This window comes from Sphingomonas sp. GW821-FHT10C01 (genome assembly GCF_059415525.1).
This window is the reverse complement of the sequence record NZ_JBWKNK010000001.1, coordinates 62,894-76,153: the sequence shown is the minus strand read 5'-3', so window position 1 is coordinate 76,153 and position 13,260 is coordinate 62,894. Positions and strand designations below refer to the sequence as shown.

General features: G+C 66.6%; 15 protein-coding genes. All 15 read left to right on the top strand.

Annotated elements, in window-relative coordinates; genetic code table 11:
• The first annotated feature begins 1 nt into the window (after window position 1).
• The 15 genes from fliF to fliD all read left to right on the top strand — a co-directional run bounded on the left by fliF (window position 2) and on the right by fliD (window position 13,256).
• On the top strand, window positions 2-1,687 hold the full coding sequence (gene fliF / locus AC07M1_RS00375) for a flagellar basal-body MS-ring/collar protein FliF (RefSeq protein WP_495160592.1): 1,686 nt from the start codon (window positions 2-4) through the stop codon (window positions 1,685-1,687).
• 1 nt (window position 1,688) lies between these two features.
• Entirely contained in the window at window positions 1,689-2,699 is a 1,011-nt protein-coding gene (gene fliG, locus AC07M1_RS00370) for a flagellar motor switch protein FliG (RefSeq protein WP_495160591.1), read from the top strand.
• Window positions 2,692-3,411, top strand: a complete 720-nt coding sequence (locus AC07M1_RS00365; protein WP_495160590.1) for a FliH/SctL family protein — start codon at window positions 2,692-2,694, stop codon at window positions 3,409-3,411. The genes fliG and AC07M1_RS00365 overlap by 8 nt, the downstream gene beginning before the upstream one ends.
• Before the next feature lie 8 nt (window positions 3,412-3,419).
• Entirely contained in the window at window positions 3,420-4,748 is a 1,329-nt protein-coding gene (locus AC07M1_RS00360; RefSeq protein WP_495160589.1) for a FliI/YscN family ATPase, read from the top strand.
• 101 nt (window positions 4,749-4,849) lie between these two features.
• Window positions 4,850-5,281 carry a hypothetical protein gene (locus AC07M1_RS00355; protein ID WP_495160588.1) on the top strand — a complete coding sequence of 144 codons (432 nt, stop codon included), beginning with the start codon at window positions 4,850-4,852 and terminating at the stop codon, window positions 5,279-5,281.
• Between the two features lie 50 nt (window positions 5,282-5,331).
• Window positions 5,332-6,525 (top strand): flagellar hook-length control protein FliK, encoded by a 1,194-nt coding sequence (locus AC07M1_RS00350; RefSeq protein ID WP_495160587.1) that lies wholly within the window; start codon window positions 5,332-5,334, stop codon window positions 6,523-6,525.
• A 26-nt stretch (window positions 6,526-6,551) separates the two neighbouring features.
• On the top strand, window positions 6,552-7,157 hold the full coding sequence (locus AC07M1_RS00345; protein WP_495160586.1) for a flagellar basal body-associated FliL family protein: 606 nt from the start codon (window positions 6,552-6,554) through the stop codon (window positions 7,155-7,157).
• A 96-nt stretch (window positions 7,158-7,253) separates the two neighbouring features.
• Window positions 7,254-8,126, top strand: a complete 873-nt coding sequence (locus tag AC07M1_RS00340; RefSeq protein ID WP_495160585.1) for a FliM/FliN family flagellar motor switch protein — start codon at window positions 7,254-7,256, stop codon at window positions 8,124-8,126.
• Window positions 8,123-8,413: a flagellar motor switch protein FliN gene (gene fliN, locus AC07M1_RS00335; protein ID WP_447727574.1), complete on the top strand. Its 291-nt coding sequence runs from the start codon at window positions 8,123-8,125 to the stop codon at window positions 8,411-8,413. The genes AC07M1_RS00340 and fliN overlap by 4 nt, the downstream gene beginning before the upstream one ends.
• A 6-nt stretch (window positions 8,414-8,419) precedes the next feature.
• Window positions 8,420-8,674 (top strand): flagellar biosynthetic protein FliO, encoded by a 255-nt coding sequence (locus AC07M1_RS00330; protein WP_495160584.1) that lies wholly within the window; start codon window positions 8,420-8,422, stop codon window positions 8,672-8,674.
• Window positions 8,671-9,483 carry a flagellar type III secretion system pore protein FliP gene (gene fliP, locus AC07M1_RS00325; RefSeq protein ID WP_495160583.1) on the top strand — a complete coding sequence of 271 codons (813 nt, stop codon included), beginning with the start codon at window positions 8,671-8,673 and terminating at the stop codon, window positions 9,481-9,483. The genes AC07M1_RS00330 and fliP overlap by 4 nt, the downstream gene beginning before the upstream one ends.
• An 8-nt stretch (window positions 9,484-9,491) precedes the next feature.
• Window positions 9,492-9,761: a flagellar biosynthesis protein FliQ gene (fliQ, locus tag AC07M1_RS00320; protein WP_495160582.1), complete on the top strand. Its 270-nt coding sequence runs from the start codon at window positions 9,492-9,494 to the stop codon at window positions 9,759-9,761.
• 1 nt (window position 9,762) lies between these two features.
• Window positions 9,763-10,536 carry a flagellar biosynthetic protein FliR gene (fliR, locus tag AC07M1_RS00315; RefSeq protein ID WP_495160581.1) on the top strand — a complete coding sequence of 258 codons (774 nt, stop codon included), beginning with the start codon at window positions 9,763-9,765 and terminating at the stop codon, window positions 10,534-10,536.
• The gene (gene flhB, locus AC07M1_RS00310) at window positions 10,536-11,666 is read left to right on the top strand and encodes a flagellar type III secretion system protein FlhB (protein WP_495160580.1); all 1,131 of its coding nucleotides are present in this window, start codon (window positions 10,536-10,538) and stop codon (window positions 11,664-11,666) included. Before fliR ends, flhB begins: the two co-directional genes overlap by 1 nt.
• 162 nt (window positions 11,667-11,828) lie before the next feature.
• Entirely contained in the window at window positions 11,829-13,256 is a 1,428-nt protein-coding gene (gene fliD, locus AC07M1_RS00305; protein ID WP_495160579.1) for a flagellar filament capping protein FliD, read from the top strand.
• Window positions 13,257-13,260: the final 4 nt, after the last annotated feature.

The window sequence follows — 13,260 nt, the reverse complement described above, 5'->3', positions numbered from 1 at the left end:
TATGAGCAACGCAGTCTCCGTCTCCGACGCGCCCGCCGTTCCCGCCAACGCCAATGGCTTTGGAGGGGGAGGCGGTTTCGCCAATCCGCTGAGCCAGATGCGCTCGGTCTTCTCGCAGCCTGCGGTCAAGCGCAGCCTGCCGCTGATCTTCATGGTCGGCCTGATCGGTGCCGCCGCCCTCGCCTGGATGGCGCTCTCGACCCCGCCGCAGCGGGTGTTGTTCGCCAGCCTGCCCGAAAGCGACAAGGCCGCCGTGGCCGAGGCGCTGAGCGCGGCAAGCATCCCGAACGGGATCGACAGCGCGGGCTCGCTCACCGTGTCGGAGGATAATTACCATAAGGCGCGGATGCTGCTCGCGGGGCAAGGTCTGCCCAAGGCGGCGCCGGGCGGCTACGCGCTGCTCGACCAGCTGCCGATGGGCGTTTCGCGCGCCGTCGAGGGTGAACGTCTCCGCCAGGCGCGCGAGACCGAACTTGCCCGTTCGATTGCCGAAATCGACACCGTGGCCGAAGCGCGCGTCCATCTCGCGACGCCCGAAGCCACCGTGTTCGTGCGCGACAAGGCGGAGCCTTCGGCCTCGGTCATCGTCAAGCTCCAGCCGGGCCGTACGCTATCCGACGCGCAGGTCCGCTCGATCGTCAACCTCGTCGCCTCGTCGGTGCCGGGGATGAAGGCCGAAGCGGTGACCATCGTCGATCAGGCCGGCGCGCTGCTCAGCAAGTCGGGCCAGGAAGGCAGCGCGGGCGACGCGCGCATCGATTTCCAGCGCCGCGTCGAGGACAAATACCGCCAGCAGCTCGTACAGCTACTCACTCCACTACTCGGTGCCGGCAACTTCACCGCCGAAGTCCAGGCCGATGTCGATCTCGACGAGAGCCAGGCGACGCGTGAGACGTTCGACAAGGCGAATGCCGTGTTGCGTGCCGAGCAGGGCAACTGGACCGGCGCGCCGCGCGATGGTGCCGCCGCGCCCGGCGGCATTCCCGGTGCGCTCTCCAACGTCGCGCCGGCGCCAGCAACGGTCGCCACGCCAACCCCTGCCGCAACGCCCGCACCGGGTGAGCCGGCGACGCCGACTGCCGCTGCCGCGACTGCCGCGGGCCTGAAGCAGAGCGACAGCTTTGCGCGCAGCTATGACAACGCCAAGGAAATCTCGGTCACCCGCGCCGCGCCGGGCAATATCCGCCGCCTGTCGGTCGCGGTGTTGCTCAAGGAAGAGCCAGGCAAGCCGCGCGGCCAGGTCGAGATCAAGCAGATCGACGATCTGGTGAAGGCGGCGGTCGGCTTCAACGCCGCGCGCCAGGACCAGGTGACCGTCGTCAGCCGCAAGTTCAGCACGAACGCCGACGCCGCCAGCGAGGCACCCGCCTTCTACGAAAGCGGCTGGTTCGCGATGGTCGCGCGCAACGTGACCGCGGTGATTATCGCGCTGCTGGTGCTGCTGCTCGGTGTGCGTCCGCTCGCCAAGGCGTTGCTCAAGAAGCGCGACGACACCAACCGGGGCGGCGCGCTGCCGATGGGTGGCGCGGATGGCGTGGCGATGCCGGCGCCGGTCAGCGCGGAGATGCTGGGTGCCGGCGGAGTGCCGCTTGGGGAACGAGTTGGGCTGGTGCGCGATTTTACGCGTGACAATCCCGCGCGTGCCGCATTGGCGGTGCGGGACATGATCAAGGCGGAAGGCAATTGAGATGAATGCGCCCCGCAATTTTACCGGTGTTGAGCGTGCCGCGGTGCTGATGATGGTGGTGGGCGACGAAGAGGCCGCCGCGATCCTGCAGAAGCTCGATCCTGAGGAAGTTCGCCAGCTCGGCACCGCGATGATGAACGTCGCCGATGTCAGCGAATGGGAAATGGCCCAGGTCCTCGACGACTTCACCGGCCGCGCGCAAGAGCGCAGCGCGATCCAGTTCGATCCGCGCCCGAAGCTCGAATCGGTGGTGACCAAGGCATTGGGACCCGAGCGTGCGAGCTCGATCCTGGCGCGTATCCTGCCGCCTGAGCCGAACGAATCGATCAGTGCGTTGCAATGGATGGACGCGACCGAGATCGCGGCGATGCTGGAGGAGGAACATCCCCAGATCGCTGCCGTTCTGCTCGCGCATCTCGAACCGGCGACCGCGGGTCAGGTGCTGGAAATGCTGCCTGAAGCGATCCAGCCGCAGGTGCTGCGTCGCGTGGCCAGGCTGGGTCCGGTAACGCCGGAAGCGCTCGCCACGCTGACTGCGCTGCTCGAACGTCATTCAGGTCAGCCGCGCCGCGTTGTGGGCGTCCAGATGGGCGGCACGCGTGAGGCAGCGAAGATCATGTCGAGCGTCCGGAAGGTGACCGAACAGAAGGTGATGCCCAAGCTGGCGAAACTGGATCGTGAGGTCGCGCGGGCGATCGAGGAGGCGATGTTCGTCTTCGACAACCTGCTCGAGCTCGACGACAAGAATATGGGCACCCTGCTCCGCAACATCGAGAGCGATGTGCTGGTCCGCAGCCTCAAGGGCGCGGACGAGGCGGCGCGCAACCGTTTCCTCTCGTGCATGTCGAGCCGCGCGGCCGACACGATCCGCGACGAGATGGAAGCACGCGGCCCGATGAAGCTGGCCGAGGTGCTGGAGGCGCAGAAGGTGATGATCGCCATCGCGCGCCAGCTCGTGAAGGACGGTACGATCACCATGCCGGGCAGCGGCGGAGACGACGACTATGTCTGAGCCGCAAGGCTTCGTCCCCGGGCTTGCCGCACGCAGCGCGGGGATCGCCGAGGCGCTTCAGCGCGCCTTCGCTCCGCCCGAGGAATTCGCCCCGCGCGCGGTGCGTCCGCGCGATGCGGCCCCGGTCGAGCCCAAGCATTTCAGCCCGGCCGATCCGGGGAATAAACCAACAGAGGGATGGGATCCGTTTGATCCCGAACCCGCGCCGGAGCCCAAGGAATTCGTGGACCCGATCACCGCCGCGCGCGCCGCCGGCTATGCCGAGGGGCTGGCAGCAGGCCGTGCTGAGGCGGATGCAGCCGCCGCGCAACAGGCTGCTTTGCTCGAGCAAGTCAGTGAGGCGCTGGCCCAGGGCGCGCATTTCGACCGTGAACGCATGGCCGGGCATCTGCGCCAGACCGTGCTTCACCTCGTCGCCAAGATGATCGGGGAGACCGGCGTCGCACCCGACGTTCTGGCTGGCCGGATCGAGGCGGCGACCGACATGCTTGCCGACAGCGCCGAATCGGCAATCCTGCGGCTGCATCCCGACGATGTCGTATCGGTTCAGGGGCATTTGCCGAAGACCGTGTTCCCGGTCGCCGATCCCGGTGTCGCGCGTGGCGGTTTCATCATCGAAAGCGCCTCGACCATCGTCGAGGACGGCCCCGACATGTGGCTCGAGCAGCTGGCACAGGCCATCGACCGCGTTCCGATTCCGCCTGTCGTCTGAGGGGCACGATGTTGAACCGCTTCACCGCCGACTATCTCGACGGCCTTTCCTGCCGCGACTTTCGTCCGCAGCCCAAAGTGTCGGGGCGGCTGTCATCCTATGACGGATTGCTGATGGAAGCGGTCGGCCTCTCGCTTCCCGTGGGCACGGTCTGCGCCATCGGTACCGGTGCGAGCCGGGTCGAGGCTGAAGTGATCGGCTTTCGCGGTGGCAAGACCTTGATGATGAATCTGGGCGGCCCCGCCGCGCTGCTGCCCAACGCGCCCGTGCGCCCCGTCGGCCCTCCGGGTGAGGCGGAGGTCGGTGCGGCAATGCTTGGCCGCGTGGTCGACGGCGCAGGCAAGCCCATCGACGGGCTCGGCCCGATTCGCGGCGCGGGGAAATGGCCGCTCGCGGGGAAGATCCAGTCGCCGCTCGACCGTGGCCGTGTGCTTCAGCCGATGGATGTCGGCGTGCGCGCGATCAACGGCCTGCTTACGATCGGTCAGGGTCAGCGCGTCGGCATCATGGCTGGCTCGGGCGTCGGCAAGTCGGTGCTGCTCGGCATGATGGTTCGCGCCGCCAAGGCTGACGTGATCGTCATTGGCCTGATCGGCGAACGTTCGCGCGAGGTCTCCGACTTTCTCGAGACCAAGGTCGCGGGCGAGGCGCGTGCGCGCTCGGTCGTGGTTGCGGTACCCGCCAACCATTCACCGGTATTGCGCATCCGCGGTGCGCTGCGCGCCACCGCCATCGCGGAAGCCTTTCGCAACGAGGGCAAGAAGGTCCTGCTGATCATGGATTCGCTGACCCGCGTCGCGCATGCGGGTCGCGAGATCGGCCTCGCGCTGGGTGAGCCCGCCTCGGCGCGCGGCTATCCGCCCAGCGCGATCGCGATGCTGCCGAGCCTGATCGAACGGGCGGGCACCGACGTCCACACCGGCGGGTCGATCACCGCGATCTACACCGTGTTGGCCGATGGCGACGACGGCAACGACCCTGTGGTCGATTCGGCGCGCTCGATTCTCGACGGGCATATCGTGCTGAGCCGCGCGCTTGCCGAACGCGGCGTCTATCCCGCGATCGACCTGGGGCCATCGGTCAGCCGTGTGATGACCGACATCGCCGACAAGGAGCATGTCGCTGCCGCGCGCGTGCTGCGCCGCCACCTCGCGACGTATGAAGAGAATCGCGATCTGGTGCTGATGGGGGCTTATCGCGCCGGCGCCGATCCGGCGATCGACGCGGCCATCGCCTGTCATGATTCGGTGCTCGACTATATCCGCCAGGCCTATGACGAGACCGTCAGCCTTGAAGAGGCGGTAGCGGAGCTGGTCGGCGTCTTCGGCGATGCGTAGTTTGATGGCGGCACCAGCCCGCTCCCCCGCCCGGCCACCCACACGGTACTCTGAAGGGGTGGCCGGGCGGGGCGGCGGGCTGGTGCCGGATCCCACCGACAATGCCTGACAAACATCAGAAGAAACTGGGTCGCCTTCTCCGCGTCCGAACCCTCCAGCTCGACATGATTCGGGCGAGCGAAGTCGCGGCGCAGACCAAGGTGAGCAACGAGGAAGCTCTGCGCGCCCGCATCGCGCAACTGGCGCAGGGCGTCGCGCCGACGCCCGCGCCGAAACCGGGCAGCGCCACCACCCTGATCGCCGCGGCCTATTATCGCGATCGCCTCCACCAGTCGGCCTTCGCCGCCGAACGCCGTGTCGCGGAGGCGCAGCGCGGGCTCGATACCGCGCGCGCCGCCACGCGTGAGGCCAAGCGTGACCAGACGGCGATCGAGAAGCTGATCGAGCGCGCCGAGGCCAATGCCGCTCGTCGCGCGATGCGTGCGCTGGAAGATATGCCGGCGATTCCCAAAAAACGGCACGATCCTTGCTGAGTGGGCGGAGCCCCGTCTGAACGCATGGGGCGAAGGAGTTATCGCCCGCAATGCCAGACTTGCTCGCCTCCACCTCGCTGCTCCCGCTGACACCCGCGATTCCCGGACGCGCGGCTCTGATTGCCGTGCCGGCCGTGGCCGATTTCATGGCGATGCTGGGCGAGCTTGTGCTCCCGCCCGGCGCAAAGCCGCAGGGCGGCAAGGGGCAGGCGCTTGCCGGGGCCGGCAAGGATTTGCCGGTCGAGGGCGCGGTTGCCAATGGCGAGGAGGAGGAGGGCGATCCGTTGGTGGCCTGGCTGCCTGCGGGTCTGGTCCCGATCACGCCACCCGAACCCGTGCCGCTGCCCGACGTCGCGCTCGTCGCTACACCATCACCGGCTGGGGGTGGGGCCATCGGGGGAGCTGGACCGGTCGCCGAGGCGGCTCTGTCGACCGCGCTTAGTGGAGTCGAAATACCTGCTCCGGCGGTTGAGGCGGCGACGCCCGCTTCCGGCGCCGAAGCCGCGTCGGTTGACGTGCCGGCGGTGGAGATCGCCCCTGCCGAGGGTGAGGCCGTTCTCCGGCAAGCATCTGTCGAGCCGGAGGCGGCTCTGCGCGGTAAGGTCGAGGCGCAGCTACGGGAGGCACCGGTTCGCCCGGCGTCGACGCATGCTGTCGTTCCGCAACCGGTTGTGCCTGGTGCTCCGGCGACTCAGACGGCGGCACAGGCCTTTGCAGCCGCGATCTCCGCCTCGTTCGATTCTCCCGCCGCGTCCGCGATGCGCTCGACCGATCCGGTCGCGGTGCAGATCCAGGCCAGTGCCGCGACCGAGCAGCTGCGCACGACTGTGCAGGCAATGTCGGGCGCTGATCAGCCTCCGCTTGACCTCAGCCGCGATGACTGGGCGGGCAAGATGATCGACCGCATCGCCATGCTTCGCGATGCCGCCGAAGCCGCCGACACGCGTATTCGCCTCGCGCCCGAGAATCTCGGCAATGTCGATGTCTCGATCCGCCGGGACGGCGATCGCCTGCATGTGCATTTCGCCGCCGAGAATCCGACGACTCGCCAGCTGCTCGCCGATGCCGCGCCGCGGTTGGCCGAACTGGCCGACGCGCGCGGGGTGAAGCTGGGCCAGACCAGCGTCGATGCCGGCGCCGGCGGTCAGCATCAGGGCGCCCAGTCTCAACCAAATCAACCCGCCCGCCCGGCCTCCGCCATGGCGAGCGACACGCAATCTGACCGCGACGACCGCGTCGCCTGAACCGAATCCAGGGGGAAAACTGAGCCATGAGTGACGAGAAAGACGCCGCACCGGCCAAGAAGAAGGGCGGGGCCAAGAAGTGGATCCTGATCGGCACCGGCCTGATTGTGCTGGTCGGCGGCGGTGTCGGTGGCGGGCTCTATGCGTCCAACGCCGGTCTGTTCGGCGGCGCCAAGGCCGAGGGTGAGGCCGAGAGCGGCAAGCCGCGCCTGGTCCCCAAGGAAGAGGAGGTCCGCGCCAAGGGCGAGGGCAAGGAAGGCGAGGGTGGCGAGGGCGGCGGGAAGAAGCCGCCCGCGGGTGAGGGCGGGGACAAATATGCCTCGACCTACTACCAGATGGAGAAGGAGTTCACCTCCAACCTGCGCGACAGCGTTCACTTCATCCAGGTCGGGATCGCGGTCTCGACCCCCTATGACAACAGCGTCATCGAGGGGTTGAAGACGCATGAGATGGCGGTGCGATCGGCCGTGCTGCTCTCTCTCGGTGAGACCAGCGAGGACGAGGTGTTCACGGCCGAGGGCAAGAAGAAGCTGCAGAAGCGCCTGACCGATGCGATCAACGCGGTATTGAAGGAAAAAGAAGGATTCGGTGGGGTTGGTAACGTCTACTTTACCAATTTCATTGTTCAGTGAACGGGCATGGTTAACAGCCCTTCAGATCTGACCCAGGAAAAAGGGGCGCCCGAGAGGCGCGAACGTCCCCGGGCCGGCGCAGAGCACGCGCCGGCATTGGGGACGACGAACCTCAACCCGTTCGGGGATCTGCATTCGGTGCAGCATCTCTCGACGCGGCTTGCCAAGTCACTGAAGGGAAACTTCGAACCACTGGTCGGTGAGGGCGTGCGCTGCTGGGCCGAGCCGCTCAGCGTTCAGCGTTTCGGCGATTATCGCGCCGAACGCCCGCAGACGTTGACCGCGTGGCTGCCGCTGGCGATGGCGCCGGGGCGCGGCCGCGCGCTGATCGTGATCGACGGCCATTTCGCCTTCGAGATGCTCGACCGCTTCTTCGGTGGCGAGGGTGAGGCGCCGGAGCCGCTGCCCGCCGAGTTCACCGGTTCGGCCGAAACACTGCTGACCCGTATGTCCGCCATGATCGCATCGCAGCTTGCGCCCGCGTGGGAATTGCTCGCGAAGATCGATTTCGTGCCGGCTCAGCTCTTCTCGTCGCTTTCGGCGGTGCCGGAACTGGATGCGGGCGATGCGATGGTCGTGACCCGCCTGGGTATCGCCGCCGGCGAGGCCAAGCCGCAATGGATCGACATTCTCTATCCCGTCACGGCGCTCAAGCCCTACACGCCCAGCCTCACCGCCAAGGTGATCGGCGGTGAACCCGAGCCGGAACCCGAATGGCGCAACGGACTGACGCGCGCCGCGATGGCGCTGCGCCTGCCGGTTCGATCGGTTCTCGCCGAGCCGGTCGTGCCGCTCTCCACGCTGATGGCATTGAAGCCCGGCGACGTGATCCCGATCAGCTTCGGCCCCGATGTGCCGGTGATGGTCGCCCGCCAGCAGATCGGCTGCGGCACCGTTGGCACCGCCAATGGCCAGGCCGCGATCCGCCTTACCCGTTTCGAATCCTTCAAGATCGAGGACGCACGATGAACGACATGACCGGGGGCATGGCCACCGACTCCGCCGCGGCGGCCAATTTCCACCTGCTGCAGGACGTGGACGTCAAGCTGACAGTCGAGATCGGATCGACCACGCTGACACTGCGCGAACTGCTTGCGCTCAGCGAATCGAGCGTGATCGAGCTCGACCGCGAGGCCGACGAATTGCTCGACGTGTTCGTCAACGGCACGCTGATCGGTCGCGGCGAAGTCGTCACCGTCGGTGACAAGTTCGGTATCCGCATGACCGAACTGGTCGCGCCCGAGAAGCGGGGCTGATCCACCATGATGTGGTCCTACATCCTCAAGCTGGTCGTGCTGCTGCCGCTGGTCTGCGGCCTGCTGATCGGCTGCCTCTATTTGTGGCGCAAGCTTGAGGCGCGGCTGCCCGGCAACCAGGGCGACCGGATGCTCAAGGTCAGGGAGACGATGATGATCTCCACCGGCACGCGCATCGCGGTGCTTGAGGTGGAGGGCAAGCGCATCCTGGTCTCGGTGAGCCGCAACGGCGTCAGCCTGATCGACCGGATCGACCCGTGACCGTCGCTTTCCGCCACCTGGCGCTCGTGCTGGGCGCCTTTGCGCTCGCGCTGTTCCTTGTCGCGCCGGCTTTTGCGCAGGGCGCTCCGGCTCCAGTCGCGGCACCGGTTGCCGCGCCGGCTCCGGGTGTCGGCGATGCGGTTGACCGTGCGCTGGGCGATCTTGGCGGCGGCGATGCGCCGCTCAGTCTGTCGCTTCAAGTCCTCATCATCATGGGGCTGCTCACGGTTCTGCCGGGCATCCTGCTGATGATGACCAGCTTTACGCGGATCATCATCGTGCTGGCGATCTTGCGTCAGGCGCTGGGACTTCAGCAGACGCCGCCAAACCAGGTGCTGGTCGGCCTGTCGCTGTTCCTGTCCTTCTTCATCATGGCGCCGACGATCAGCCAGATGAACACCGCCGCGATCCAGCCCTATGCCCAGGGCCAGATCGGCGCGACCGAGATGATCGCAAAGGCGGGCGAACCGCTCCACGCCTTCATGCTCAAGCAGACGCGCGTGAAGGACATCACCATGTTCGCGCAGATGGCCAAGGTCGGCCCGATCGCGAACCCCAAGGATACGCCCTTTTCGATCCTGCTCCCGGCCTTTGTGACCAGCGAGCTCAAGACCGCGTTCCAGATCGGCTTCCTGATCTTCCTGCCCTTCATCGTCATCGATCTGATCGTCGCCACCGTGCTGATGAGCCTGGGCATGATGATGATGTCGCCGACGATCATCTCGATGCCGTTCAAATTGCTGCTGTTCGTGCTGGTCGATGGCTGGGCGCTGACCATGGGCAGCCTCGCTTCCAGCTTCGTGACCTAGGATTTCCGATGGACGCAGAATATTTCCTGACGGTCGCGCGCGAGGCGATGTGGGTGCTCGCGCTCGCATCGGCGCCGATCCTGATCCCTGCCCTGTTGTCGGGCCTGATCCTCGGCATGGTGCAGGCCGCGACCTCGATCCAGGAGCAGACGCTGACTTTCGTCCCCAAGCTCGCGGTTGTGGGGATCTCCCTGGTGATCTTCGGCGGTATGATCATGACGCTGCTCGGCGACTTCACCACGGGCATCTTCGAACGCATCCCCGAGCTCGTCAGGTAACATGCTCGGCTTCGGCCTCGCGATCGAGCCGCAGCTCTGGGCGCTGCTGTTCACGATGGTGCGTGTCGGCGCGGCGTTTATCGCGGCGCCGGTGTTCGGCGCGGTGTCGGTGCCGATGAACGTCCGCATTCTGCTCACCGCCGCGGTCGGCATCCTGACGATGAATGCGGTGCCGATCGAGGCGCCGGGCGAGGTGTTCGCGCTCGCCACTTTCCTTGCCGTCGCGGCGGAAGTGATGGTCGGCCTCGCGCTCGGCTTTGTTCTCCAGATCGCCTTTGCCGCGCCCTTGGTGGCGAGCGAGGTGATCGGCGTGTCGATGGGCCTTTCCTTCGCGACCGCGATCAACCCGCAGACCGGCCAGTCGACCCCGGCGCTCGGCCAGTTCCTGACGGTTCTGCTGACGCTGCTGTTCCTCGCGGTCGACGGGCATCTCGTGCTCGTCGAACTGGTCATCCGCTCCTATGAGCTGCTCCCGCCCGGCCAGGCCTGGCTGACGCCGGACAAGCTTCTGAACATCGCATTGTTCGGCGGATACGCCTTCCTTGCGGGCCTGTTGCTGGCTCTGCCGGTCGGCTTCCTGCTGCTCTGCCTCAACATCGTCGTCGGCATGCTCTCGCGCTCGGCGCCCGCGCTCAACCTGTTTGCGATCGGTATCCCCGCCAGCCTTGCCATGGGCGTGCTCGCGCTGGTCGTCGGCATGCCCGCGATGGGCGACTATATGCTGGTGATCGTGCGTGAAGCGCTCGACGCGGCCCAGACGTTGGTGCTCGGCTGATGTCGGAGAGCGCTGGCGAAAAGACACAAGCACCAACACCCAAGCGCAAGGAAAAGGCGCTTGAACAAGGCGACCTGCTCAAGTCGCGCGATTTCGGGGCGGCGCTGATCATCCTGCTCGGTTGCGGCTGGATGGTGCTGATGGGTCCGCAGCTGCTCGGCGCGATCAAGGAAGTGATGAGCGCCAGCTTCCAGTTCGGGCGCGCGGATATCGAGAGCTTCCAGCCTTGGAAGCCGCTGGCGACCGCCGGGTGGAAGCTCGCCCCGTCGCTCGGCGCGCTGCTCGCGATCAGCTTTGTCGGCGCGATCGCCAGCCAGGCCGCGCTCGGTGCGCTGCACTGGAACGGCAAATTGCTTGCGCCCAAGGGCAATCGCATCAATCCCGGCTCCGGCCTCAAGCGCATCTTCGGCCCGACCGGTTGGATCGAACTGTTCAAGTCGCTGCTCAAGGTGATCCTGCTCGGCGGGATCGGCGGATGGATGCTGTGGGGATCGGCGGCGCCGACCATGGGACTGGTCTCGTCCGACCTCGGCACCGCGGTGAAATCGCTCGGCGATACCTTTGCGACGCTGGTTTTCGTGATGGCTGGCGGGCTGCTGCTGATCGCGGGTATCGACCTGCCGATCCAGATCTTCCGCCATATGCAGCGCCTCAAGATGAGCCTTCAGGAAGTGAAGGACGAGCATAAGGAGAGCGAAGGCTCGCCCGAGGCCAAGGCCGCGCAGCGCCAGCGTCAGCGCGAAATGGCCAAGGGCGGCCTGCGCGGCAAGCTGCAGGACGCCCATGTCGTGCTGACCAACCCGACGCACTTCTCGGTCGCGTTGCGCTACACCAACGGCAAGGATCAAGTGCCGGTTGTGGTCGCCAAGGGCCGCGGCGAGATCGCGCTGGCGATCCGCGAGCTGGCCGACGAATTCGATGTGCCAAGGATCGAGCTGCCGCCGCTGGCGCGCGCCATCTACTTCACCAGCCGCGAGAATCAGGAAATTCGCGACGACCTTTACATGGCGGTCGCGACCGTGCTCGCCTTCGTCTTCGGGCTCGACAAGCGGGCGGGCGGGCGCATGCCGGCGGTCAAGGTGCCGGACACCGCGCTGTTCGACGAAAACGGCGTCCAGGTGCGGTCATGATTGGATTCAGCTGCGCTGAATCGCGGTGCCAGCCCGCTCCCCCACCCGGCCACCCATCAGGATACTTTCGTGGGTGGCCGGGTGGGGGAGCGGGCTGGCACCGTAAACCTACTAAAATCCAAGCGATGATGGCCGTTAATCAAGTCAAAGGGGGACGCGCACGTGGCGATTGAATCGATTCCAAAAACGCTCGGCGGCGCGTCCGGCATCGATACCGCGGCGCTGGTCAAGGAACTGGTCGAAAAGCAGTTCGAATATCGCAACGCCCGGCTGAAGAAGCGTGAGGACACGCTGACCGCGCAGATCAGCGCGGCTAGCGCCCATAAGGGCAATATCACCAACTTCGCCACCGCGGTGGCCAACCTCGCGCGCGGCGGCACGCTCGCCACCCAGCCGACCAGCTCGAACACCGCGATCCTCAACGTCTCGCGCCTGAGCGGCGCCAATCTCACCACGCTCAACGCGCGGATCGAGGTGCGTCAGCTCGCCGCCAGCCAGACCGCGCATGCCGCGCCTGTGGCCAACAAGGCCGCTCCGGTCGGGCAGGGCAAGCTCACGCTTACGCTTGGCACCGGGACGGTGACGAACGGGGCGATGACGGCCTTTACCCCCGGCAGCACCGCGCCCGTCGACATCACCATCGACGCGACCAATTCGAGCCTTGAGGGCATCGCGGCGGCGATCAACGCCGCCAATGCCGGGGTCAGCGCTTCGATCCTCACCGATGCGGCCGGCTCGCGGCTGGTGGTCAAGGGCGCGACCGGCGCCGACCGCGCCTTCACGCTGACCGCGACCGAGACTCCGGGGCAGGAAGGACTCGCCGCGCTCAACATCGGCATCGGCGCGACCGGCACCACGATTGGCAGCGCCGCGGCCGATGCGCTGGTCGCGATCGACGGCGTTCAGCTCAAGCGCGAATCCAACACGATCAACGACCTGATCCCGGGTGTGAAGATCGATCTCAACAGCGCCCAGCCGGGCACGATCGTTACCATCGGCAAGTCACTGCCCACCACCGCGCTGACCAATGCGGTGCAGGATTTCGTCGCCACCTACAACGAGCTCTTCACCGCGCTGCGCGCCGATCTCCATCCGGAAACCGGCTCGCTGCGTACCGATCTCGCCGCGCGTGAACTCAGGCGACAGCTTCAGCAGCTGACCATGGCGCCGATCGGCGATGGGGCGCTGACGAAGCTGGCGGAGATCGGGGTCAAGACGAACCGCGACGGCACGTTGATGCTCGACAACGCACTGCTCACCAAGGCGCTGGTCAACAACCCCGAGGCGGTCGAGAAGATGTTCGCCGAGCCGCAGGGCAACGCGGCCACCGGAAACGGCCTCGCCACCGCCCTCAACGCGATCGCATCCGCGGCGACGAACACGCAGCGCGGCCTGGGCGCGAGCGAGGTCAGCTACAACAAGGCGAAGGGCGAGCTCGCCAAGGACAAGGCCGACGTGCTCGCCAAGACCGAGGATGTGCGCCTCCGCATGACACGCCAGTTCGCGAGCATGGACGCCAAGGTCGCCGTGTACAAGAAGACTCAGGACTTCCTGAAGAATCAGATCGACGCCTGGAACAACCAGGGCTGATGCG

Excerpts from the sequence above, each read along its gene's own strand:
- fliF (WP_495160592.1), top strand. The coding sequence starts at position 2 with ATGAGCAACGCAGTCTCCGTCTCCGACGCGCCCGCCGTTCCCGCCAAC.
- flhB (WP_495160580.1), top strand. The coding sequence starts at position 10,536 with ATGTCGGAGAGCGCTGGCGAAAAGACACAAGCACCAACACCCAAGCGC.
- AC07M1_RS00350 (WP_495160587.1), top strand. The coding sequence starts at position 5,332 with ATGCCAGACTTGCTCGCCTCCACCTCGCTGCTCCCGCTGACACCCGCG.
- AC07M1_RS00345 (WP_495160586.1), top strand. The coding sequence starts at position 6,552 with ATGAGTGACGAGAAAGACGCCGCACCGGCCAAGAAGAAGGGCGGGGCC.
- AC07M1_RS00355 (WP_495160588.1), top strand. The coding sequence starts at position 4,850 with ATGCCTGACAAACATCAGAAGAAACTGGGTCGCCTTCTCCGCGTCCGA.
- AC07M1_RS00365 (WP_495160590.1), top strand. The coding sequence starts at position 2,692 with ATGTCTGAGCCGCAAGGCTTCGTCCCCGGGCTTGCCGCACGCAGCGCG.
- AC07M1_RS00330 (WP_495160584.1), top strand. The coding sequence starts at position 8,420 with ATGATGTGGTCCTACATCCTCAAGCTGGTCGTGCTGCTGCCGCTGGTC.
- fliR (WP_495160581.1), top strand. The coding sequence starts at position 9,763 with ATGCTCGGCTTCGGCCTCGCGATCGAGCCGCAGCTCTGGGCGCTGCTG.
- fliN (WP_447727574.1), top strand. The coding sequence starts at position 8,123 with ATGAACGACATGACCGGGGGCATGGCCACCGACTCCGCCGCGGCGGCC.
- fliQ (WP_495160582.1), top strand. The coding sequence starts at position 9,492 with ATGGACGCAGAATATTTCCTGACGGTCGCGCGCGAGGCGATGTGGGTG.
- AC07M1_RS00360 (WP_495160589.1), top strand. The coding sequence starts at position 3,420 with ATGTTGAACCGCTTCACCGCCGACTATCTCGACGGCCTTTCCTGCCGC.
- fliG (WP_495160591.1), top strand. The coding sequence starts at position 1,689 with ATGAATGCGCCCCGCAATTTTACCGGTGTTGAGCGTGCCGCGGTGCTG.